Source organism: Streptomyces sp. NPDC048270, from assembly GCF_040652335.1.
In the GTDB taxonomy this organism is placed as follows: Bacteria; Actinomycetota; Actinomycetes; order Streptomycetales; family Streptomycetaceae; genus Streptomyces.
Genome location: NZ_JBEZLV010000021.1, coordinates 113,199 through 134,634 on the forward strand (window position 1 = coordinate 113,199; position 21,436 = coordinate 134,634).

A 21,436-nucleotide genomic window follows, 5' to 3' on the forward strand; every position below is an offset into this window, starting at 1 on the left:
GTTCGAGGAGGGCCGCCCGCGCTAGGCGCGGACGGGAGGGGGAAGCACGGTCGAAGGCATGAGCGCCACCCTAGGCCCTGGTCGTCTCGCGGTCCACCACGGCCGGTCCGGCCCCGACCGGAACCGGGGCCAGGGCGGGAGCCGGCCGCGACGACTGCGCGATGAACGCGCCGCCCAGCACCAGCCCGCCGCCGACGATCTGCCAGGTGGAGAGGTGCTCGCCGAGCAGGATCCAGGCCAGCACGGTGGCGACGACCGCCTCCAGGAAGGCCACCACGCCCGCGACCTGCGGCGAGAGCCTGCGTACGGAGACCACGCCGGTCAGGTAGGCGAAGACGGTCGCGACCAGCACCACCCAGCCGAGCAGCACCGGCGCGGGGAGCATCAGGTCGCCCATGGCGGCCTCCCCGCCCAGCACCTGCCAGTCCATCTCCCACGGCCGGGCGATCACCGTCATCACCAGGGTGCCGATGAGCATGCCGTACGCGATCACACCGAGCGGGTCGGGGGCGTCCTCCTTGTCCGCGCCCTGGTCGGCGAAGACGAAGTAGAACGCCTGGCACAGGGCCGCGCAGAGGCCGAAGAGCACGCCGAGCGCGTCGAGCCGCAGTCCGGCCCAGATCTCGACCACGCAGGCCAGTCCCACGACGGCCACGGCCGCTCCGGCGGCCGCGCCCCGCGTCACGGGCTTGCGCTGGACGAAGCGGATGTAGCCGAGCAGCAGCGCCGGGCCGAGGTACTCCAGCAGCAGGGCCACGCCCACGGGGATGCGGGACAGGGAGGCGAAGTAGAAGGCCTGTACCCCGGCGACGGCGACCAGTCCGAAGCCCGCGAGCAGCGCGGGCCGGCGCAGGACGAGGTCACGGTGGCGCCAGGCCAGCGGGGACAGCACGAGCGCTGCCCCGGCCACCCTGAGCCAGACCATGTGGAGGGGGTCCAGACCCGCCTCGATCAGCGGCTTCGCCGCCACTCCGGAACCACCGAACGCGACCGCCGAGACGAGGGCGAGACCCAGTCCGGCGTTTTTCCCTGACGCTTGCATCCGGCCATCATGGCAGGCACCCGTCAGGAGCGTCACGAGCATGACACCTGTTGAGACGCAGCCGAGACCGGGGCTCGTACACCCCTCCAATATCTGACAGGTCGTCAGTATTGAATGTTCCGCCCACCGGGGCTACGTTCCGCCGCACGTACCCGACGAGAAGGGGTGGTCGCATGGCCGAAGTCACCGCGGAATCACGCATCGAGGCGCCCGCCGCGAAGCTCTGGTCACAGCTGACGGACTGGGACGCGTACGGCCAGTGGAGCATGACCCACACCAATTTCCCGAAGGGCGGCCCGGAGACCCTCGCGATCGGCGCCACCTTCGCCGAGAACATGAAGATGATGGGCTTCCCGGCCGAGGTCGTCTGGACCGTCTCGGAGCTGGAGGACGAGCGCCTCTTCGCCATCACCGGCAAGGGCCCGATGGGCGTGGCCGTCCTCACCCGGTACACCCTGGTCCCGGACGGCGGCGCCACCACCGTGCGCATCGACGGTGAGTTCACCGGTGCGGCCGTCTCCCTGATGGCGGGCAAGCTCAAGGACTCGGCCACCGCCGCGCTGAACGAATCGCTGCGCAAGCTGGCCGGCCTGGTCGCCTGACGCCCCCACCCCTCGGACCGGGACCCCTTCGGCTCCCGCATTTGCGTACGCACGGCGGCGCGCCCCGCGAGTGACTCGCGGGGCGCGCCGTTGCGATCGCCCGGGCCGTCGGGTCAGTGCTCGTCGGCCAGGATCAGGTAGAGCTTCTTGCGGGCGTCGTTGATGACCGCGACGGCCTTCTCCCGCTGCTCGGGGGTGCCGGTCTTGAAGACCTGGCCGAAGGCCTCCATCAGGCCGACCCCGGCCGTGCGGACCTCGTGCATCGCCTCGAAGTCGAAGCCGCGCCCGGCATCCGCCCAGGGGGCGTCCGGACCCGATTCGGCCTCGGTGCGGCCTGCGTCGGTGAGCGTGAACAGCTTCTTGCCGCCCTCGCTCTCGCTGGTGATCAGGCCCTCGTCCTCCAGCAGCTGCAGGGTCGGGTAGACCGAGCCGGGGCTGGGCTTCCAGGCCCCGCCGCTGCGCTCGCCGATCTCCTGGATCATCTCGTAGCCGTGCATGGGCCGGTCGGCGAGCAGCGCCAGGATCGAGGCCCGCACGTCTCCGCGCCGAGCCCGGCCCCGCGGCCCGCCGCGTCCGCCGCGCCCGCCGAAGGGTCCGCCGCCGAAGGGCGGTCCGAACGGCCCGAAGGCGGCGCGCCGCCCCTTGAACTCCTCCCGACGATCGGGCCCGCAGTGGCCGTGGCCCCGGCCGTGCTCGTGCCCGTGGTCATGTCCGTGCTGTCCGTGTGAACGCATGACTGCGCTCCTTTCGTCTCGTACGTCGTCTTCGCGTCGTATCGGGGATCCGATGTCTCTACTATCGGTGACCCATCGCGATGCGTCAACGATATATCGGAAACTTTCTCAGCGAACAGCCTCGCAGCAGTCCAGTCACCCCGGATTGGCCTTTGGCGGCGATCGAAAACCCGCCCTACGGTCGGTCCATGCGCATCCGAATCGTCGACGCCTTCACCGACCGCCCGTTCCACGGGAACCCCGCCGGAGTCCTGCTCCTCGACTCCGCGTTCCCGCCGGACTCCTGGCTCCAGCAGGTCGCCTCCGAGGTGAACCTCTCCGAGACCGCCTTCGCCCACCCGCTGCCGCCCGGTGCGGACGCCGACTGGGCGCTGCGCTGGTTCACCCCGGCGGCCGAAGTCGACATGTGCGGGCACGCGACCCTCGCCACGGCGCACGTCCTCGCCACCAGCGGCCTCGCCGACGGGCTGGTGCGCTTCAACGCCCGCTGCGGCATCCTGACGGCCGAAACCGGCCCGGACGGGGCCGTCACCCTGGACTTCCCGACGTCCTCGCTCACCCCGGCCCCGGCTCCGGCTGCCGTGCAGCACGCCCTCGGCGGCGCCCCGATCCTGTCCGTGCACGACACCGCCGCCCACATCGGGGACCTGCTGATCGAGCTCGCCGACGAGCGGACGGTCCGCGAACTGGCGCCCGACCACGCCGCCCTGCGGGCCTTCGCCAGACGCGGGGTGATCGTCACCGCGCAGGCCGAGGATCCCTCCCGCGGGTACGACTTCGTCTCCCGCGGCTTCTTCCCGGCCTTCGGGATCGACGAGGACCCGGTCACCGGCAGCGCGCACACCGCGCTCGCCCCCTTCTGGGCCGGGCGCCTGGGCCGCACCGAGCTGACCGGCCTCCAGGGCGGCGCCCGCCAGGGCCTCGTACGGGTGAATCTGGCGGGCGAGCGCACCCTGCTGACCGGCCGCGCGGTGACCGTCCTCGACGGAGAGCTGCTCACCGCCCCCTGACCGGGCCGGCTACGGCGTCGGCAGCCAGCCCACCTTGCCCGCGAGCAGCGCGTACCCGCCGAAGGCCACGATGTCGAGCAGCGCGTGCGCGACGACGAGGGGCCCGACCCGGCCCCAGCGGCGGTAGGCCAGCACGAAGACGACGCCCATCACCACGTTGCCGATGAAGCCGCCGATGCCCTGGTAGAGGTGGTAGGAGCCGCGCAGCAGCGAGCTGGCCAGCAGCGCGGCCATCGGCGACCAGCCGAGCTGGTCCAGCCGCCGCAGCAGGTAGGCCAGCACGATGACCTCCTCCACCACGGAGTTCTGCACCGCGGAGAGGATCAGTACGGGGAACTTCCACCACACGTCGGGCAGCGCCTCCGGCACCACCGTGAGGTTGAACCCGGTGGCCCGCGCCCCCAGGTAGAAGAGCAGTCCGGCGCTCCCGATCCCCGCCGCGACCAGCGCACCCCGGCCCAGGTCCCACAGCGGCCGGGTGCGGTCGAAGCCCAGCGCCCGCAGGCCCGGCGCGCCCTCACGGGTCAGCAGGTGCGCCACCAGCAGTACGGGGACCAGGGCGGTGGCGATGCCGAACAGCTGCCAGGCCAGGTCCAGCCAGGGCCGGCCGGGCGCGTACGAGCCGTTGAGCGTGGCGGCCTGGTCCTTGAGTCCGCCCGGCTTGGTGAGCGAGCCGATGAAGCTGATGAGCGCCGAGACCCCGCTCGCGCCCAGCGACAGCGCCAGGACGAGCAGGGTCTCGGTGCGCAGGACGCGCCGCCGCCCGTCCGCGTCCAGCTCCACGAACACCGGCTCCGGCTCCGCCCGCACGCCCGACTCCCGTCCCGCCATCCCGATACGACCACCCCATACTGCCTCCTCGGCGGGCGGCGGGCGGCCCGGGGATCAGCCTCCGGCGGGCACCTCCCCCTCCCCCGGCCCCACGGGCCAGGTGTGCACGGGATCGCCCTTGTGCATCAGCTCGGTATAGCGCCGGGTGGTCGCCGCCAGTGCCGCGTCGCGGTCCAGGCCGGACGCGAGCGCCCGGTGGTAGGTGTCCACCTGCCAGGTCGCCCCGTTCGCCCGCCGCCGGCAGCGCTCCTCGATGATGCCGAGGTAGCGGTCCCGGTCCGCGGGCTCGATCCCCCACGCGTCCAGGCCGGCCGCCGCCATCGGCAGCAGCTCGTCCAGGACCAGCCGGACCGCGGGCACACTGGCCAGCCCCCCGGCCCGGCCCCGGCGCGGCCAGCGCAGCCGCGCGTCGATCCCGTAGCGGCAGGCGGCGTCGAAGTTGGCCTCCGCCTCGGCGAAGGGCAGCCGGGTCCACACCGGGCGCGGCTCGTCGGCGAGGGTGCGTACGAGCCCGTAGTAGAAGGCGGCGTTGGCGACGACGTCGGCGACCGTGGGCCCGGCCGGCAGCACCCGGTTCTCCACGCGCAGGTGCGGCACCCCGTCGGCGACCCCGTACACGGGCCGGTTCCACCGGTAGACGGTGCCGTTGTGCAGGACCAGCTCCTGGAGCCCGGGCACCCCGCCCTCGGCGAGCACCCGCAGCGGCTCCTCCTCGTCGCAGATCGGAAGCAGCGCCGGAAAGTAGCGCACGTTCTCCGCGAAGAGCTCGTACGGCGAGTCCACCCAGCGCTCCCCGAACCAGGTGCGCGGCCGTACCCCCTGCGCCTGGAGCTCGGGCGGCCGGGTGTCGGTGGCCTGGGTGAACAGCGGCGGCCGCGACTCCCGCCACAGCTCGCGCCCGAACAGGAAGGGCGAGTTCGCGCCCACGGCTATCTGTGCGGCGACCACCGCCTGGGCCGCGTTCCACACGTCCGCGAACCGTGCCGGGGTCACCTGGAGGTGGAGCTGCACGGAGGTGCAGGCGGCCTCGGGCACGATCGACCCGGCGTTCCACACCAGCCGTTCGACGCCGTCGATGTCGAGCGTGAAGTCCTCGCCGCGCATCATCAGGATCTGCTCGTTGAGCAGCGAGTAGCGGTCGACCGCCGAGAGGTTGGCGGTGACCAGGTCCTCTCGGGTGATCGTCGGCAGAATGCCGATCATCACCACTCCGGCATCGATCTCCGCGGCCTGCCGGTGGGCATAGCCCAGACCCGCGCTGAGTTCCTCCGCGAGCTGATCGAATACCCGGCCGCCGAGGCGGTGCGGAAGGACGTTCACCTCCAGGTTGAACATTCCGAGTTCGGTCTGGAAATCAGGGCTCGCAATCCGCTCCAGCACCTGGGCATTCACCATTCTCGGCAAGCCGTCGGCACCCGCCAGATTCAACTCGATCTCCAGTCCCATCATGTTCTTGGGACGATCGAACCTCTTCTCCGCCAGAAGTCGCTCCAGCCCCTCCAGACACTCGTGAAGCTTCCTTCGATACCGCTGCCGATCGGACAGGTCGAACCCGCCTGCCACGACCTTCTCCCCCATCGAAGCGTCCCTCCTCGAGTGGGCCTGGCCCGGTGGCGCCCAGGCGCGCATGTACGGTCGATGATGCCCCGGCAGCATGATCCATAACGCGGCGGGGGCGTGCGTGGCGAGGAGCGCGCGCCGGTTTGGCCGACGGGCGTTTTGGCACATTCACCTGGCAAGTCGTTAAGCGCAAATTCCGCGTCGACTTTGCCGGTTCCGGATAACCGGCGCTTTCCAGCCGAGCCCCTTTCCGGTAACCTCCGAGGTCAGCGCGGCATGTTCGCGCCTATCCGGCATGAATGCCATGCCAGCGGGACCGGTAAGCGCCTTGCCGGCAATAGCCGGGACAGCTAGCCGAAACACTGCGTGAACACATGTCGTATAAACTCCGCAAACGAGGCAGAGAGTTGGCGCGCGGCCATTGCCCCTCAGCCCCCCTCTGGCCCCAGAATGCGACAGCGCCGTCCGCACCTGCCCCCGTTTCCACAGGTCTCCCAAGTGAGAGGCGACCCACCATGCCGCTGCATGTCCCTCCGGCCCCCGCACCCGCCCTGCGCAGCGTCCTCGCGGCTCTCGGTTCCCCCACCGCCGTCCACGAGGCACACACTCCCGCCCTGCGCGCCCTCCAGGGGCCGGTGACCGCCGAACTCCCCCTTCCGGTCCACGTCCTGGACCGGTTGAACATCTCGGACCTGGCGTCCGGCGGCAGGCCGCCCCGCACCCGCCTCACCGGCTGGCGGTTCCTCATCCGCAGCGGGGACCGCTGCGTCGCGGCCGCCGACACCCGGCTCACACCGGACGGGTGGGCCTTCTCCCACTTCTTCGAGGGGCCGTACGTCGCGGCCACCGAACGCGCCCTGCGCCAGGCCGAGTCGCTCGGTACGCCGTACCAGCCGCGGCTGCTGTCCGTACCCGAGCTGTACATGCTGACCCTGTGGCTGCACGGGGCGGTGGGGGCCGACGCCTCCGCCGGCCTGCCCGCGGCCGAGGACCTGCTGATCCCGCTCGCTCCCGCCCCGCCCGGCATCGCCGCACACCGCCCGCACCCGGTGTCCGAGCTGCTGCGTGTCATGACCCACCGGCTGACCCCCGCGGCGGCGCCCGTCCCGCCCTCGCTCGCCGCGCCCGCGGCCTGACCGCCCCGGTGGCCCGAGTGGCCCATTCGGCCTAGCCCGCTCGGGCCACTGGCGAACCATCCAAAATGACAGGGGAGTTGGCCTGAACCGCCCGCACGAGTGATGCGTCATCAATCTATGAGGACAGCTGGCGGGAAATACCTGCGAAGCGGCTGTCGTGGGGGAAGACTGAGGACAAGCTCCCCGCGGGTGCGGGGATGACCCAGGGGGACGGCCATGAACGACGCATCGAGCCGTAGCACGCAGACCACACCGCAGCGAAAGAACGCATCCATGTGCCAGCACCAGCCAGCCTGCCCTTCAGCCGAATCCGCCGACCGGGAGGCAGCGCTCCCGGTGGCCAACCACCCGGAACAGGGCTGGAGCCTGCTGTGCAACGGCGTCCTGCTCTTCGAGGACACCGGTGAGCTGCTGCCGGACGGCCAGATCATCGCCCCGCACCGCCCGCTCGCGGCGGCCCAGGTGATGAAGGCCGCCTAGCCGGCCGAAGCGGGCGGGCCGGTCGGCCGCGGAGGCCCAAGGCGGCAGACCGGCCGCGGCAACGACGGAGGGGCCGGTCCGGGAGGAATTCCCCGGACCGGCCCCTCGCCCATGCTCAGTTGTCGTACTCGTCCAGCGGCGGGCAGGAGCACACCAGGTTCCGGTCGCCGAACGCGCCGTCGATGCGCCGCACCGGCGGCCAGTACTTCTCCGCGGCCGTGACCCCGCCCGGGAAGACGGCCTCGTCACGGGTGTACGGGTGGTTCCACTCGCCGCCCAGCGCCGCCGCGGTGTGCGGGGAGTTGGCCAGCGGGTTGTCGCCCGCCGGCCACTCGCCGGCCGCGACCCGCTCGATCTCGCCGCGGATGGCGATCATCGCGTCGCAGAAGCGGTCGATCTCGGCGAGGTCCTCGGACTCGGTCGGCTCGATCATCAGCGTGCCGGCCACCGGGAAGGACATGGTCGGCGCGTGGAAGCCGTAGTCGATCAGGCGCTTGGCGATGTCGTCCACGCTCACGCCGGTCGCCTTCGACAGCGGACGCAGGTCGATGATGCACTCGTGCGCGACCAGGTTGCCCGGGCCGGTGTAGAGCACCGGGTAGTGCGGCTCGAGGCGCTTGGCGATGTAGTTGGCGCCCAGCACCGCCACCTGCGTGGCCCGCTTGAGGCCTTCGCCGCCCATGAGGCGCACGTACGACCAGGAGATCGGCAGGATGCCGGCCGAACCCCACGGGGCGGCCGAGATCGGGCCGACGCCCGTCTCCGGGCCGGCGGTCGGCTGGAGCGGGTGGTTCGGCAGGTACGGGGCCAGGTGCGCCCGGACGCCGACCGGGCCCACGCCGGGACCGCCGCCGCCGTGCGGGATGCAGAAGGTCTTGTGCAGGTTCAGGTGCGAGACGTCGCCGCCGAAGTGACCCGGCTTGGCCAGGCCCACCAGGGCGTTGAGGTTGGCTCCGTCCACGTAGACCTGGCCGCCGGCCTCGTGCACCTGCGCGCAGATGTCGGCGACGTGCTCCTCGAACACCCCGTGCGTGGAGGGGTAGGTGATCATCAGCACGGAGAGCTCGTCGCGGTACTGCTCGATCTTGGCGCGCAGGTCCGCGGCGTCCACCTCGCCGTCGTCGGCGGTCTTGACGACGACCACCTTCATGCCGGCCATCACGGCGCTGGCCGCGTTGGTGCCGTGCGCGGAGGACGGGATGAGGCAGACGGTGCGCTGCTCGTCGCCGTTCGCCCGGTGGTAGGCGCGGACGGCCAGCAGACCGGCGAGCTCACCCTGGGAGCCGGCGTTGGGCTGGATCGAGACCTTGTCGTAGCCGGTGACCTCGCAGAGACGTTCCTCCAGCTCGTTGATGAGCGTGAGGTACCCCTCGGCCTGCTCGACCGGGGCGAAGGGGTGCAGCTGGCCGAACTCGGGCCAGGTCACCGGCTCCATCTCGGTGGTCGCGTTGAGCTTCATGGTGCAGGAGCCCAGCGGGATCATGCCGCGGTCCAGCGCGTAGTCCTTGTCCGACAGCTTGCGCAGGTAGCGCAGCATCGCGGTCTCGGAGCGGTGCTGGTGGAAGACCGGGTGGGTCAGGTAGTCGTCCGAGCGCAGCAGGCCCTCGGGCAGGGCGTCGTCCGTGCTCGCGTCGAGCGCCTCGATGTCCGCGGTGACGCCGAAGGCGGCCCAGACGGCCTCGATGCCGGCGCGCAGGGTGGTCTCGTCGCAGGCGACGGACACGTGGTCGGCGTCCACCCGGTACAGGTTGACCCCGCCCTCGCGGGCGGCGGCGACGACCTCGGCCGCGCGGCCCGGCACACGGGCCGTGATCGTGTCGAAGTACGCGCCGTGCACGATCTCGACCCCGCCGGCCCGCAGGCCCGCGGCGAGCAGCGCGGCGTATCGGTGGGTGCGGCGGGCGATCGTCCGCAGGCCGTCCGGGCCGTGGTAGACGGCGTACATGGCGGCCATGACGGCCAGCAGCACCTGAGCGGTACAGATGTTGCTCGTGGCCTTCTCGCGGCGGATGTGCTGCTCACGGGTCTGCAGCGCCAGGCGGTAGGCCTTGTTGCCGTCCGCGTCCACGGAGACGCCGACGAGGCGGCCCGGCAGCGAGCGCGCGTGCTTGGCCTGGACGGCCATGTAGCCGGCGTGCGGTCCGCCGAAGCCCATCGGGACACCGAAGCGCTGCGTGGTGCCGACGGCGATGTCGGCGCCCAGCTCGCCCGGGGAGGTCAGCAGGGTCAGCGCGAGCAGGTCGGCCGAGACGGTGACGATGGCACCGAGCTCGTGCGCCTGGTCGATCAGCGGCTTGATCTCCCGTACGGCACCGGAGGCGCCCGGGTACTGGATCAGCACGCCGAACACGCCGCGCTCGGCGATCTCGGCCGGGATGCCGTCGGAGAGGTCCGCGACGACGACCTCGACGCCCGTGGGCTCGGCGCGGGTCTCGATCACGGCGATGGTCTGCGGCAGCGCGTCCGCGTCGATCAGGAAGACGCCGTCCTTGACCTTGCCCACGCGGCGGGCCAGCGACATGGCCTCGGCGGCCGCCGTGCCCTCGTCGAGCAGGGAGGCACCGGAGGTCGGCAGGCCGGTGAGGTCGGCGACGACCGTCTGGAAGTTCAGCAGCGCTTCGAGGCGGCCCTGGGAGATCTCGGGCTGGTACGGCGTGTAGGCCGTGTACCAGGCCGGGTTCTCCATGACGTTGCGCAAGATCACCGGCGGGGTGAAGGTGCCGTAGTAGCCGAGGCCGATCATCGGGGAGAGGACCTGGTTGCGGTCGGCGAGCGAGCGCAGCTCGGCAAGCACCTCGGCCTCGGTCAGCGCCTCGGGCAGGTCGAGCGCTTCGGCGGTCTTGATGACATCCGGCACCGCGGCGGCGGTCAGTTCGTCCAGGGAGCCGTAGCCCACCTGGGCGAGCATCTTCGCCTGCGCCTCGGCATCCGGGCCGATGTGGCGCTGCTCGAAGGGGATGCCTCGCTCCAGCTGGGAGAGCGGAATGCGGTTGGCGGTCATGAACGGAGGCCTCCTGGTCGTATGACCTGCGAGGGGCACCACGGCGCGGGCACCCGGACGGCCTCCCCCTCTGTCATCTCAACCTGAGAGCTTCACCGGATCCGCGGGGGTCGCCCGCGAGGTCCGGCTTTCACCGTCGGTGAGGAGTGGGACCGGCACTGCACGCCCGGTACCCGCCCCTGCTTTCCAGAGTGGCCTCGTCCGTGCGGTACGTATGCCTGAGAGATTCCGGGGAGGATTTGCTCCTTCGGCGCCTCCGTCGCGTTCATTCGGAGGACTCTCCCGCACAGGGTCGACAGCCATCACCCAGCCTACCAGCGAGGATCCGGGCACTCCCCGAGTGGCCTCCTCTCCCGAAATGCACTTCTGTAGTCATTACGGAGGAGTTGCGACCATTTGGAGGGACCGTGCAGACCGACATCGATCCGCGCAGCCTGATCGGCCGCAAGGCATTCGACCGCAACGGCACCAAGATCGGCACCATCGACGAGGTCTACCTCGACGATGCCACGGGAGTCCCGGAATGGGCAGCCGTGCGGACCGGCCTGTTCAGCCGGGACGCGTTCGTCCCCCTGGAACCGAGCGAGCTGGTCGGCGACACCCTGCGGGTGCCCTTCGACCGTGCCCTGATCAGGGACGCACCCGACTTCGGGGTCGGCCGCCACCTCTCCCCCGAACAGGAGCTGCAGCTCTACCACCACTACGGCCTGGACGTGACCCTGCCGAGCGACTTCCAGCGCGACTTCGGCCGCCTGGCGGGCGACGAGGGCTAGGAACCCGGGGGGCCGTCGGGCCGGGCACCCGGGGAGGCCCCGGCCGGCGGCTCCTCCCCCACCAGCGGCAGCGGATCGGACGGCTCCAGCTCGGGGTCGTCCACCCGGAAGGTCCGCACCCGCCCGGGCTCCGACCCGGGCCGCTCGAACCGTACGGTCACCCGCCCGACCCCGCTGCCCTGCACCCACCCGGGCCCGTACACCGCGTGCCGGACGTCGTTCCCGGCCGTCCACCGACGCTCGGGAGGCGCCTCGCGCTCCGCGGCCGGCTCCGCACCCGCCGCCCCCTGCGAGCCCTCCAGGGGCCCAGCGGCGGCCCCGGCAGCTCCTGGGGCCCCAGCGGCCCCGTCCGCCCCGTCGGGCCCGGGAGCGGCCTCCCCCGCCTCCCCCTGCGGCCCGGCGGCCAGGGACTGGGCGAACAGGTCCTCCTGCGTGTAGTCGGCCAGTCCGGTCACCCCCACGCCCAGCAGCCGCACCCCGCCCGTGGTGTCCACACCCTCCAGCAGCCGCGCCGCCGCCTCGCGGACGACCGCGGGGTCGTCCGTGGGCCCCCGCAGCGTCTCGGAGCGGGTCAGCGTCGAGAAGTCGTACCTGCGCACCTTGAGGACGATCGTGCGCCCCGAGTGCCCGGACCCGCGCAGCCGCTGCACGCACCGGTCCGCGAGCCGCTGCACCTCGGTCCTGATCCGCACCCGGTCGTGCAGGTCCACGTCGAACGTGTCCTCCACCGACACCGACTTCGCGTCCCGCTCCGCGACCACCGGCCGGTCGTCGATCCCCAGCGCCATCCGGTAGAGCCCCACCCCGTGGGAGCGCCCGAGCATCCGCACCAGCTCGTCCTCACCGGCCTCCGCCAGGTCCCCCACCGTGGTGATCCCGGCGCGGCGCAGGTGCTCGCCGGTGGCCGGGCCGACGCCCGGCAGGGTCCGTACCGACATCGGCGCGAGGAGCTCGCGCTCCGTGCCCGGTTCGATCAGCAGCAGCCCCGCCGGCTTGGCCTCCTCGGACGCCACCTTGGCCAGCATCTTCGACCCGGCCAGCCCCACCGACCCGCTGAGCCCCGTCGCGGCCCTGATGTCGGCCCGCAGGCGCTCCCCGGTGGCCCGGGCGCCCGCCGAGTCGAAGGCGACCGCGCCCGCCTCCAGGTCCACGAAGGCCTCGTCCAGGGAGAGCGGCTCCACCAGCGGTGACAGCTCCCGCAGCAGGGCCATCACCACATCGCTGACCTGCCGGTACAGGGTGAAGCGCGGAATCAGGTAGGCGCCGTTCGGGCAGAGCCGCCGCGCCTGGGCCATCGGCATCGCCGAATGCACCCCGAAGCGCCTGGCCTCGTAGGAGGCGGTGGCGACGACCCCGCGCGGTCCGAGCCCGCCCACGATGACGGCCTTGCCCCGCAGACTGGGCTTCGACGCCTGCTCCACGGACGCGTAGAAGGCATCCATGTCCAGATGCAGGATGGTCGGCGCGGCTCTCACATGACCGATGCTGCCCTACGGGACTGACAATCCCGGGGCCCGGTTCAGCCGGCCCGGTTGCGGCGGGCGGCCAGCTCGTCGGCGGGGTTGTGCCCGAGCAGGGTCTCCCCGGTGTCCACCCGCTCCCCGTGCAGCTGGGACAGAGCGCTCTCCACATCGCGCCAGACCACGCCCACGGCGATGCCGAAGACGCCCTGCCCGCCCTGGAGCAGGCTCACGACCTGGTCCGGCGAGGTGCATTCGTACACGGTGGCGCCGTCGCTCATCAGCGTCATCCGCTCGAGGTCCGAGAAGCCCCGGTCGCGCAGGTGCTGCACGGCCGTGCGGATGTTCTGCAGCGCGACCCCGGTGTCCAGGAAGCGCTTGACGATCTTGAGGACCACCACGTCGCGGAAGCTGTACAGCCGCTGCGTCCCCGAGCCGTAGGCGGGCCGCACGCTCGGCTCCACCAGCCCGGTCCGCGCCCAGTAGTCGAGCTGGCGGTAGGTGATGCCGGCCGCGGCGCAGGCCGTCGGCCCGCGGTAGCCGATCTGCTCGGGCGCCGGGTCACCGCCCACCGGTCCGACCGGCGTCGACTCCGGCTGACGGCGCGCGGACCCGACCGCACTGCCGTGCAGCGGGTACGGCCCACCGTCACTCCGTGCGGGGATGCCCCCGGTCGTACCGTCGCCCGTGATCCTCACGCCGACCCTCCGTCCTTGACCTGCCCACCTTGAAGGTAGGCAGTCACCCGGGGTGCGTCAACGATCGCCACACTCGGCACGCCGAGTGATAATCACCCTGAGAGTGGTTTCCCGTATCCCTTTGCGGGGAAAGGCTACTCGAATGGGCTGGCAGTTCCCGGTGGACGACGCGGCCGAGTCGGGCGCCGCATCACTGCGGGCCGGTACCGAAGTCCTCGGGCGAGATCTGGTCGAGGAATTCGCGGAACTTCTCCACCTCGTCCTCCTGCTCGTCCGGAATCGCGATCCCGGCGTCGTCGAGCACACCGTCACTGCCGTAGATCGGCGTACCGGTGCGCAGGGCCAGGGCTATGGCGTCGGAGGGACGCGCGCTCACCTCGACCCCGCTGGCGAAGACGAGCTCCGCGTAGAAGACGCCCTCCCGCAGATCCGTGATCCGGACCTCGGTGAGCTCCTCGCCGACCGCCTCCAGCACGTCCTTGAACAGGTCGTGCGTCAGCGGGCGGGCAGGGGCCATTCCCTGCTGCGCGAAGGCAATGGCGGTCGCCTCCCCAGGTCCGATCCAGATGGGGAGGTACCGGTCGCCTCCCACTTCACGCAGGAGCACGATCGGTTGGTTGGAGGGCATTTCCACCCGGACACCCACAACGTCGAGCTCGTTCACACAGCAACCCTAGGACCTGCTCGGCAGGTTTGGGTAGTCGGGGCCCCTTCGGTCACGACAGCCGGACCCCGAGGGCGGTCTGCACCAGGGCTTCGTGGAGCCGTACGGAGAGCCCCGCGAGCTCCTTCATCGTGGCCTCCGCATGGGCCCTGGTCTGGGGATTGCGGTGCCGCCGCAGGGGCGCCACGACCTGCTCCACCAGGCCGGCCTCCCGGTCCGCGGCGGCCTTCATGGCACGCAGGTGCCGCGGTTCCAGCCCGAACCGCCCCAGGTCGGCCACCAGCCGGGCCACCGTGACCGCCCCGGCGTCGAATCCGCCGCCCGGCACCTCGGCGAGCAGCCCGTACGACTCCCACTCGACCAGCTGGACCTCGTCCACCCCGGCGGCCTCGATCAGCTCCGCACGGCCCACCCGGGCCACGGTGGGCCGCTCGCGGCCCACTTCGCCGTAGACCGCCGCGGGAGCCGCGGGATCGACGGACTCCCCGTGCGGCGTGGGCGCGGGGATCCGGATCTGCTCGCCGCGGGCCAGGGCGTCGAGCTGCTCGCGGATGACCTTCAGCGGCAGGTAGTGGTCGCGCTGCAACCGCAGGATGCGGGCGAGCCGCTCCACGTCCTCGGTGCTGAACTTGCGGTATCCGGACGGTGTGCGCCTGGGCTCGACCAGGCCCTCCGCCTCCAGGAAGCGGATCTTCGAGATGGTGACTTCGGGGAACTCGTCACGCAGCGTGGTGAGCACCGTGCCGATGCTCACCAGCCGCCCGGACGAGCCGGCGGCGCCGTTTCCGGCACCGCCCGTCGGGGTGCGCAGCATGGGACCTTCCCTCTGGGGGTCTCCCCGGACGGAGTCCGGGGAGAGGGTCAGACGCCCCGCAGGCTCGCGTAGAAGACCAGCCGGTACTTGCCGATCTGCACCTCGTCGCCGTTGTGCAGCGCGACGGAGTCGATCGGCTCACGGTTCACGTACGTGCCGTTGAGGCTGCCGACGTCGGAGACGGTGAATCCGCCGTCCTGGCTCCTGCGGAACTCGACATGGCGCCGGGAGACGGTGACGTCGTCCAGGAAGATGTCGCTCTGCGGGTGCCGGCCCGCCGTGGTCAGCTCGCCGTCCAGCAGGAAGCGGCTACCGGAGTTGGGACCGCGCCGCACGATCAGCAGGGCGGAACCGGGCGGCAGCGCTTCCACCGCGGCCTGGGCCTCGGGGGACAGCGAGGACGACACGTGCTGTTGTCCCGACACCTCGGCCTCGTAGGCCTCGAGGCCCGAGATCGAGATGGTGGACGTGGTCTCCGAGGCACGCTCCGGCGTCAGACCCGCCCGCAGCGGCGCGCCGCAGTTGGAGCAGAACCGGCTGGCCGCATCGCTGCGGTGTCCGCACCTGCTGCAAACCTGCTCGGCCGACATGGACGGCTCCTCGCGCCGCGGCTGCCCCGCGGAGGCATTGGTGGCATACGGGTCGGGGGCAAACCCTCCACCCGCACTTGAGGTTGATGGTTCACCGAAACCTATGCGTCCGGTACCGGCAGGGTCAACAGACGACGCGCCGTGCGCGCCCGAAATGTCACCCCCGCCCGCGACCTCGTCACGGAAGAGCGGCCGGTCGCCCTGCCCTTCCGCGTCGCCGTGCCCGGCACGGTGGCGCGCCGGCCCGCTCTCCTCGCGGTTCTTCTTGCCGAACAACTTCTCAAACAACTTCACGGGCGATTCCCCTTGACCGAAACAGACCCGCCCGTGGGGCAGGACGAACTCCGAATGCACACACCTGCCGACCCGGACATTCTCACAACGTCCGTAACCACCAGACAGTTTCCACCACGCACCGCGACTTCGGTGCGCCGACCCCCCGCAGGCATCCGCCCGCGTGAGCCGGTCCACTCTCCGCTCCGCATCCTCACGATGACGACCGAGCGTAGTCAGGCTGCTTCGCAGCCCGCAAGGCATCCACGACGATCTTCGCCGGCCGTGTGACGAGGACGTTGGCCTGTTCCTTCTCCAGCGTCTGGACGACACCGCCGGGGATGTTGAGCGCCGGCTCCAGATCCTGCGGCTTGCCGATCACCTTGAACTCATAGGGTTGTGTGATCTTCGTACCGTCGATCCCGACCCCGCCGCTCTCGTCCGAGAAGTACGAGCCCGCCACCACGCGCACCCCGTTGATCTGGATCGCCTCGGCCCCGGCCGCCCGCAGCTCCTGGAGCGTGTCCAGCAACTGGTCGGACCGCACGAGGCCCTTGGGATCGGTGATCTTCAGCGTGATTCCGGGCCCCTGGGCTGCCACCGTACCGGCCAGGATGCCGAGTTGGCGCTCCTTCTCCACGGTCTGCTTCCGGGCCTCCTCCGCCTGGTTGGAACTGCTCTCCAGCTCCTTGCGCTGATCCTCCAGCCGCTGCTTCTCCTCCTCCAGGCGCTTGGTCCGCCCGTCCAGCTCGTCGAGGATCCGCACGAGGTCCTCCTGGCGGGCCCCGCGCAGCGCACTCGAGTCACTGGTGGAGCGCACCTGGATGGCGAGCCCGAGCCCCAGGACGAACAGCAGCAGAGCCACGATCAATTGGGCCCGGCTCACCCGCGGCGGCCACAGCCCGGCCGCGAGCCGCTGCCGGCCCGTCTGCTCGGGCTCCTCCGCCACCGGCGCCGTCCCCTTGTTGAGAGGCTCTTCCGGAACGTTCGGTTCCTCGGGCGGGGTGTCATTCGTACTCATCGGCCTCACGCCCGGAACACGTGCCGGCGGATGGCCGCGGCATTGGAGAAGATGCGGATGCCGAGCACCACGACCACGCCCGTGGACAGCTGCGAGCCGACGCCCAGCTTGTCGCCGAGGAAGACGATCAGCGCCGCCACGACCACGTTCGACAGGAACGACACCACGAAGACCTTGTCCACGAAGATGCCGTCCAGCATCGCGCGCAAGCCCCCGAACACCGCGTCCAGCGCCGCCACCACGGCGATCGGCAGATAAGGCTCCACCACGGCCGGCACTTCGGGCCGGACCAGAAGTCCGACCACCACTCCGGCCACGAGGCCCAGTACCGCGATCACGATGCACCCTTCTGCTGCTCTGCTGCTGTGGCTGTACGTACGGTCAGGCTCGACGCGGCCGGCAACCGCACCTCGTCGGCGGCGGACAGGGTGTAGCGGATCCCGTAGCTCTCCTGCAGCACGTGCAGGTACTGGCCGTCCGCCGAGTCCTGGAAGGCGGGGCCGAGCCGCTTCTTGTCCCCCACCGCCAGCACTTCGTACGGCGGCACCAGCGGCCTGTTGTCGACAAGTATCGCGTCACCGGCGGCCCTGATCGCCGACAGCGCGGTCAGCCGCTGCCCGTTGATGGAGACGGCCTCCGCCCCCGACTGCCACAGCCCGTTGACGATCTTCTGCATGTCACGGTCCCGGACCCGGCCGGTGTCCGAGAAGCCGGCGCTCTCCCGCGGCCCGTCCCCGCCGCCCGACGAAGCGCCCTTCGCGTCGTCCACGACCAGCTTGACCCCCGGACCACGCACCTCCGTGGCACCGGACAGCAGCCCGACGAGCTCGCCCTGACCGCTCCCGGTCTGCTTCAGCGCGGCCCGCTGACGTTCCGCGACCGTCGTCCGAAGCCGCTCGATGTCCCGCTCCAGACCGTCGGCCCGCTCATCGGCCCGCTCCACGCGCTCGATCAGCTCGTGCCGCTCCTTGGCCAGCACCGGAGCGGCTATCCGCGCCTCGGCGGCGCCCAGCGTGACGACCATCGCGGCGAGCACGAGTCCGGCGCCGAGCGCCAGTTTGGCCTTCAGGGTCCGCGGGAGACCCGCCGTGCCCTCCGCCTCGCGCCGGGCCGCGGCCTCCGCATAGCCCTCGTCGAGGCTGTGGTCCATCACGTGCGTCAGCAGCGACATGGAAGCGTCCGGACGCGCGGGCGCAGGAGAGGCCGAACTCCGGCTGTGGGGCGGCTGCGACATGCCGCACATCGTCGCATGTCGGCGGGGCACACACCCAATGCGCCCGAACCGCGGGCCGGGCGGGGAAACCTCCCCGCCCGGCCCGCGGGACCTCGGTCCTCCCGGCACTCAGTGCCCGGCGCCGTCCACCACGCCCGCCCACTCGTCGAGCAGCGCCTGCGCCGAGGCGTCGTCGGGACCTTCGGCCCACAGATGGGTGACCGCCTCGGCCGGATCCGGCAGGACCAGCGCCCAGCGCCCGTCCGCCTCCACGACCCGCACCCCGTCGGTGGTGTCCACCTGCCGGTCGCCCGCCGCCTCCACGACCCGCCGCATCACGAGCCCCTTCACCGCCCACGGCGTCGGCACGTCCCGCTTGAGCACGTGCGCCCGCGGGATCCTCGCGTCTATCTGGCTCAGCGTGAGCTGCGTACGCGCCACCAGCCCCAGGAGCTGCACGAAGGCCGCGGCGCCGTCGAAGACGCTGCTGAACTCCGGAACGATGAACCCGCCACGGCCGTCCCCGCCGAAGATCGTGTCCTCCGCACGGCCCACCCGGGTCAGGTCGTCGGGCGAGGTCGTCGTCCACTCCACCTGCGTACCGTGGTAGGCCGCCACCTGCTCGGCGACGCGCGTGGTGGTCACCGGCAGCGCGACCTTGCCGCTGCGCTTGGCCGCCGCCACCAGGTCCAGCATCACCAGCAGCGCCCGGTCGTCCTCGATGATCCGGCCGCGCTCGTCCACCAGGGAGATCCGCTCTCCGACCGGGTCGAAGCGCACGCCGAAGGCGGCCCGGGCCGAGGCCACGATCTCCCCGAGCCGCACCAGCCCGGCCCGCCGGGATTCGGCGGTCTCCGTGGGCCTCGACTCGTCGAGCCCGGGATTGATCGTCAGCGCGTCCACGCCGAGCCGGCCCAGCAGGCTGGGCAGCACCAGCCCGGCGCTGCCGTTGGAGGCGTCCACGACCACCTTGAGACCGGCGTCGCCGATCCCGGTGATGTCGACCCTGCGCAGCAGCGAACCGGTGTAGGCGTCGAAGACGCTGCCCGGGAACTGCAGGTCGCCGATCTCCCCGGGGAACGCCCGCCGGTACTCCTGGCGCGCGTACACCCGGTCGAGCTTGCGCTGCTGCTGGAGCGAGAGGTCCGCCCCGCGCTCGTCCAGGAACATGATGTCGACGGAGTCCGGCACGCCCGGCGAGGTCCGCAGGACGATCCCGCCCGCGCTGCCGCGCGCGGTCTGCTGCCGTGCGACGGGCAGCGGTACGTTCTCCAGGTCGCGCACGTTGATGGCGCTGGCCTGGAGCGCCGAGATCACGGCTCGTTTGAGCGCTCTCGCGCCTCGGGAGTGGTCACGCGCGGTGGTGACCGTCGCCCCCTTCTTCAAGGTCGTCGCATAGGCGCCCGCGAGCCGCACCACCAACTCGGGGGTGATCTCCACGTTCAGGATGCCGGAGACCCCGCGCGCGCCGAACAGGTGCGCCTGTCCGCGCGACTCCCAGATGACCGACGTGTTGACGAAGGCGCCGGCCTCGATGGTCTTGAACGGGTAGACCCGCACATTGCCCTGGACGATCGATTCCTCGCCGACGAGGCACTCGTCCCCGATGACCGCGCCGTCCTCGATGCGCGCGGCACGCATGATGTCGGTGTTCTTCCCGATGACACAGCCGCGGAGATTGCTGTGCGGCCCGATGTACACGTTGTCGTGGACGACGGCCTTGTGCAGGAACGCGCCGCTCTTGACGACGACGTTCGACCCGATGACGGTGTGCTCGCGGATCTCGACTCCGGCCTCGACCTTGGCGTAGTCCCCGATGTACAGGGGCCCGCGCAGGACCGCGTCCGGGCTCACCTCGGCACCTTCGGCGATCCACACCCCGGGTGAGATCTCAAAGCCGTCCATGTCGATCTGGACCTTGCCCTCGAGTACGTCGGCCTGCGCCTTGACGTAGCTCTCGTGCGTGCCGACGTCCTCCCAGTAGCCCTCGGCCACGTAGCCGTAGATCGGCCGGCCTTCCTTCATGAGCTGGGGGAAGACGTCACCGGACCAGTCCACGGAGACGTCCGGGTCCACGTAGTCGAAGACCTCGGGCTCCATGACGTAGATGCCGGTGTTGACCGTGTCGGAAAAGACCTGGCCCCACGTCGGCTTCTCCAGGAAGCGCTCGACCTTGCCCTCCTCGTCCACGATCGTGATACCGAATTCCAGAGGGTTCGGTACCCGGGTGAGGCACACCGTGACCAGTGCGCCCTTCTCCTTGTGGAAGCGGATCAGATCGGTGAGGTCGAAGTCGGTGAGCGCATCGCCGGAAATGACGACGAAGGCGTCATCCTTCAGGGCTTCCTCGGCGTTCTTCACACTGCCGGCGGTGCCGAGTGGCTTCTCCTCGTTGGCATAGGTGAGCTCCATTCCGAGCTCCTCGCCATCCCCGAAGTAGTTCTTGACGAGCGACGCCAGGAACTGCACGGTGACCACGGTTTCGCTGAGCCCATGCCGCTTGAGCAGCCTCAGCACGTGCTCCATGATCGGCCGGTTCGCCACCGGCAGGAGCGGCTTGGGCATGCTCGAGGTCATTGGGCGAAGGCGCGTTCCTTCGCCACCGGCCATCACGACGGCCTTCATGTCGGAAGAGTCCTCCTAGAGAGATGACGGTCTGGCCGACCTCACCCGTCTCGGACGGTGACTCCGCAACTCCTCCGCGTCATCCGGCGCCGGGCGAGCTCAATCGGCCGTGGAGTCCGCCTTCACGAGACGGCGGACTTGCACCACGTAAAGGATTCCTGCCCACCAATAGAGGGTTGTACCCCATCCGGCGAACGCCCATCCGAAAACTGCCCCCGTCCAGGCCAACCAGCCCGTGCCGTCACTGAGCAGCAGCAAGGGGAAGGCGTACATCAGGTTGAAGGTCGCGGCCTTGCCGAGGAAGTTGACCTGCGGCGGCGGATAGCCGTGCCGGCGCAGGATCCACACCATGACCAGCAACATCAGCTCGCGTGCGAGCAGGGCTCCCGTGAGCCACAGCGGCAGTATCTCGCGATAGGTCAGACCGAAGAGCGTCGACAGGATGTACAGCCGGTCCGCGGCCGGATCCAGCAGCCGTCCGAGCTTGCTGATCTGATTCCAGCGGCGGGCGAGCTTCCCGTCGAGGTAGTCACTGATACCGCTGAGCATGAGGACGGCCAGGGCCCATCCGTCGTGCTCGGCGAGGATCAGCCACAGGAACAGGGGCACGCCGGCCAGGCGAGCCATGCTCAGGACGTTCGGAATGGTGAAAATTCGGTCAGTCTGAACCCGAGTCTCCTGGACCTCCACCCGGGGGCCTCCACTGTGACGATAGAAATCTGGTCGTTCGATGCCCCCTGACCCTACAGGAGACCGCACACGTGTCCTGAACGCAGAAAAGCCCCGCACCAGATACCTGGTGCGGGGCTTCCCGCAATGATTGTTCGGCGGCGTCCTACTCTCCCACAGGGTCCCCCCTGCAGTACCATCGGCGCTGAAAGGCTTAGCTTCCGGGTTCGGAATGTAACC

Annotated in this window: 20 protein-coding genes, 1 rRNA gene and 1 riboswitch; of the genes, 5 read left to right on the forward strand and 16 right to left on the reverse strand. The window is 70.8% G+C overall.

Annotated elements, in window-relative coordinates:
- Positions 1-70 precede the first annotated feature (70 nt).
- Complete coding sequence (locus AB0D66_RS20320) at positions 71-1,042, reverse strand: EamA family transporter (RefSeq protein ID WP_362305026.1); 972 nt, start codon at positions 1,040-1,042, stop codon at positions 71-73.
- 173 nt (positions 1,043-1,215) lie between these two features.
- Between AB0D66_RS20320 and AB0D66_RS20325 the strand changes: the two genes are divergently transcribed.
- Entirely contained in the window at positions 1,216-1,644 is a 429-nt protein-coding gene (locus AB0D66_RS20325; protein WP_362305029.1) for an SRPBCC family protein, read from the forward strand.
- A 113-nt stretch (positions 1,645-1,757) separates the two neighbouring features.
- Here AB0D66_RS20325 and AB0D66_RS20330 read toward each other — a convergent pair whose 3' ends face one another.
- Entirely contained in the window at positions 1,758-2,378 is a 621-nt protein-coding gene (locus AB0D66_RS20330) for a PadR family transcriptional regulator (RefSeq protein WP_362305032.1), read from the reverse strand.
- 188 nt (positions 2,379-2,566) lie between these two features.
- Here AB0D66_RS20330 and AB0D66_RS20335 point away from each other — a divergent pair, with 188 nt between their 5' ends.
- Positions 2,567-3,388 carry a PhzF family phenazine biosynthesis isomerase gene (locus AB0D66_RS20335; protein WP_362305035.1) on the forward strand — a complete coding sequence of 274 codons (822 nt, stop codon included), beginning with the start codon at positions 2,567-2,569 and terminating at the stop codon, positions 3,386-3,388.
- Between the two features lie 9 nt (positions 3,389-3,397).
- On the opposite strand, the gene AB0D66_RS20340 is transcribed toward AB0D66_RS20335, so the two are convergent.
- The gene (locus AB0D66_RS20340) at positions 3,398-4,198 is read right to left on the reverse strand and encodes a CPBP family intramembrane glutamic endopeptidase (protein ID WP_362305038.1); all 801 of its coding nucleotides are present in this window, start codon (positions 4,196-4,198) and stop codon (positions 3,398-3,400) included.
- 75 nt (positions 4,199-4,273) lie between these two features.
- Positions 4,274-5,797 (reverse strand): glutamate-cysteine ligase family protein, encoded by a 1,524-nt coding sequence (locus AB0D66_RS20345; RefSeq protein ID WP_362305041.1) that lies wholly within the window; start codon positions 5,795-5,797, stop codon positions 4,274-4,276.
- 497 nt (positions 5,798-6,294) lie between these two features.
- Here AB0D66_RS20345 and AB0D66_RS20350 point away from each other — a divergent pair, with 497 nt between their 5' ends.
- Together AB0D66_RS20350 and AB0D66_RS20355 are read left to right on the forward strand one after the other, a co-directional pair.
- Entirely contained in the window at positions 6,295-6,915 is a 621-nt protein-coding gene (locus AB0D66_RS20350; protein ID WP_362305043.1) for a hypothetical protein, read from the forward strand.
- Positions 6,916-7,188: 273 nt separating this feature from the next.
- Positions 7,189-7,395, forward strand: a complete 207-nt coding sequence (locus tag AB0D66_RS20355) for a DUF5999 family protein (protein ID WP_285444628.1) — start codon at positions 7,189-7,191, stop codon at positions 7,393-7,395.
- Positions 7,396-7,510: 115 nt separating this feature from the next.
- On the opposite strand, the gene gcvP is transcribed toward AB0D66_RS20355, so the two are convergent.
- Positions 7,511-10,396 (reverse strand): aminomethyl-transferring glycine dehydrogenase, encoded by a 2,886-nt coding sequence (gene gcvP / locus AB0D66_RS20360; protein WP_362305046.1) that lies wholly within the window; start codon positions 10,394-10,396, stop codon positions 7,511-7,513.
- A 196-nt stretch (positions 10,397-10,592) separates the two neighbouring features.
- Positions 10,593-10,691, reverse strand: a riboswitch (glycine riboswitch).
- Positions 10,692-10,803: 112 nt separating this feature from the next.
- Here gcvP and AB0D66_RS20365 point away from each other — a divergent pair.
- The gene (locus tag AB0D66_RS20365) at positions 10,804-11,169 is read left to right on the forward strand and encodes a PRC-barrel domain-containing protein (RefSeq protein WP_362305049.1); all 366 of its coding nucleotides are present in this window, start codon (positions 10,804-10,806) and stop codon (positions 11,167-11,169) included.
- On the opposite strand, the gene AB0D66_RS20370 is transcribed toward AB0D66_RS20365, so the two are convergent.
- The 11 genes from AB0D66_RS20370 to rrf all read right to left on the reverse strand — a co-directional run.
- Positions 11,166-12,644 carry a DNA polymerase IV gene (locus tag AB0D66_RS20370; RefSeq protein WP_362305052.1) on the reverse strand — a complete coding sequence of 493 codons (1,479 nt, stop codon included), beginning with the start codon at positions 12,642-12,644 and terminating at the stop codon, positions 11,166-11,168. The genes AB0D66_RS20365 and AB0D66_RS20370 overlap by 4 nt on opposite strands.
- A 44-nt stretch (positions 12,645-12,688) precedes the next feature.
- Positions 12,689-13,327 (reverse strand): MerR family transcriptional regulator, encoded by a 639-nt coding sequence (locus AB0D66_RS20375; RefSeq protein ID WP_362305056.1) that lies wholly within the window; start codon positions 13,325-13,327, stop codon positions 12,689-12,691.
- Positions 13,328-13,517: 190 nt separating this feature from the next.
- On the reverse strand, positions 13,518-13,991 hold the full coding sequence (locus AB0D66_RS20380) for a bifunctional nuclease family protein (RefSeq protein ID WP_007262890.1): 474 nt from the start codon (positions 13,989-13,991) through the stop codon (positions 13,518-13,520).
- A gap of 52 nt (positions 13,992-14,043) precedes the next feature.
- Positions 14,044-14,805: a MerR family transcriptional regulator gene (locus tag AB0D66_RS20385; RefSeq protein ID WP_362305059.1), complete on the reverse strand. Its 762-nt coding sequence runs from the start codon at positions 14,803-14,805 to the stop codon at positions 14,044-14,046.
- Positions 14,806-14,852: 47 nt separating this feature from the next.
- A complete protein-coding gene (locus tag AB0D66_RS20390; protein ID WP_362305101.1) occupies positions 14,853-15,797 on the reverse strand; it encodes an FHA domain-containing protein in 945 nt (314 codons plus the stop codon).
- 85 nt (positions 15,798-15,882) lie between these two features.
- A complete protein-coding gene (locus AB0D66_RS20395) occupies positions 15,883-16,689 on the reverse strand; it encodes a DUF881 domain-containing protein (RefSeq protein WP_362305062.1) in 807 nt (268 codons plus the stop codon).
- Between the two features lie 5 nt (positions 16,690-16,694).
- Positions 16,695-17,027, reverse strand: a complete 333-nt coding sequence (locus AB0D66_RS20400) for a small basic family protein (protein ID WP_030158423.1) — start codon at positions 17,025-17,027, stop codon at positions 16,695-16,697.
- Positions 17,024-17,932 (reverse strand): DUF881 domain-containing protein, encoded by a 909-nt coding sequence (locus AB0D66_RS20405; protein ID WP_362305067.1) that lies wholly within the window; start codon positions 17,930-17,932, stop codon positions 17,024-17,026. Before AB0D66_RS20405 ends, AB0D66_RS20400 begins: the two co-directional genes overlap by 4 nt.
- Before the next feature lie 99 nt (positions 17,933-18,031).
- Positions 18,032-20,527, reverse strand: coding sequence for a mannose-1-phosphate guanyltransferase (locus AB0D66_RS20410; RefSeq protein ID WP_362305070.1), 2,496 nt, complete (start codon positions 20,525-20,527; stop codon positions 18,032-18,034).
- Between the two features lie 99 nt (positions 20,528-20,626).
- Positions 20,627-21,217 (reverse strand): CDP-alcohol phosphatidyltransferase family protein, encoded by a 591-nt coding sequence (locus AB0D66_RS20415; RefSeq protein WP_362305072.1) that lies wholly within the window; start codon positions 21,215-21,217, stop codon positions 20,627-20,629.
- 132 nt (positions 21,218-21,349) lie between these two features.
- Positions 21,350-21,436, reverse strand: a 5S ribosomal RNA gene (gene rrf / locus AB0D66_RS20420); the annotation flags it as partial.

Bases quoted from the DNA above. Each gene is read 5' to 3' on its own strand.
- AB0D66_RS20405 (WP_362305067.1), bottom strand. From the start codon at position 17,932: ATGTGCGGCATGTCGCAGCCGCCCCACAGCCGGAGTTCGGCCTCTCCT.
- AB0D66_RS20325 (WP_362305029.1), top strand. From the start codon at position 1,216: ATGGCCGAAGTCACCGCGGAATCACGCATCGAGGCGCCCGCCGCGAAG.
- AB0D66_RS20345 (WP_362305041.1), bottom strand. From the start codon at position 5,797: ATGGGGGAGAAGGTCGTGGCAGGCGGGTTCGACCTGTCCGATCGGCAG.
- AB0D66_RS20385 (WP_362305059.1), bottom strand. From the start codon at position 14,805: ATGCTGCGCACCCCGACGGGCGGTGCCGGAAACGGCGCCGCCGGCTCG.
- AB0D66_RS20410 (WP_362305070.1), bottom strand. From the start codon at position 20,527: ATGAAGGCCGTCGTGATGGCCGGTGGCGAAGGAACGCGCCTTCGCCCA.
- gcvP (WP_362305046.1), bottom strand. From the start codon at position 10,396: ATGACCGCCAACCGCATTCCGCTCTCCCAGCTGGAGCGAGGCATCCCC.
- AB0D66_RS20395 (WP_362305062.1), bottom strand. From the start codon at position 16,689: ATGAGTACGAATGACACCCCGCCCGAGGAACCGAACGTTCCGGAAGAG.
- AB0D66_RS20355 (WP_285444628.1), top strand. From the start codon at position 7,189: ATGTGCCAGCACCAGCCAGCCTGCCCTTCAGCCGAATCCGCCGACCGG.
- AB0D66_RS20335 (WP_362305035.1), top strand. From the start codon at position 2,567: ATGCGCATCCGAATCGTCGACGCCTTCACCGACCGCCCGTTCCACGGG.
- AB0D66_RS20350 (WP_362305043.1), top strand. From the start codon at position 6,295: ATGCCGCTGCATGTCCCTCCGGCCCCCGCACCCGCCCTGCGCAGCGTC.
- AB0D66_RS20320 (WP_362305026.1), bottom strand. From the start codon at position 1,042: ATGCAAGCGTCAGGGAAAAACGCCGGACTGGGTCTCGCCCTCGTCTCG.
- AB0D66_RS20330 (WP_362305032.1), bottom strand. From the start codon at position 2,378: ATGCGTTCACACGGACAGCACGGACATGACCACGGGCACGAGCACGGC.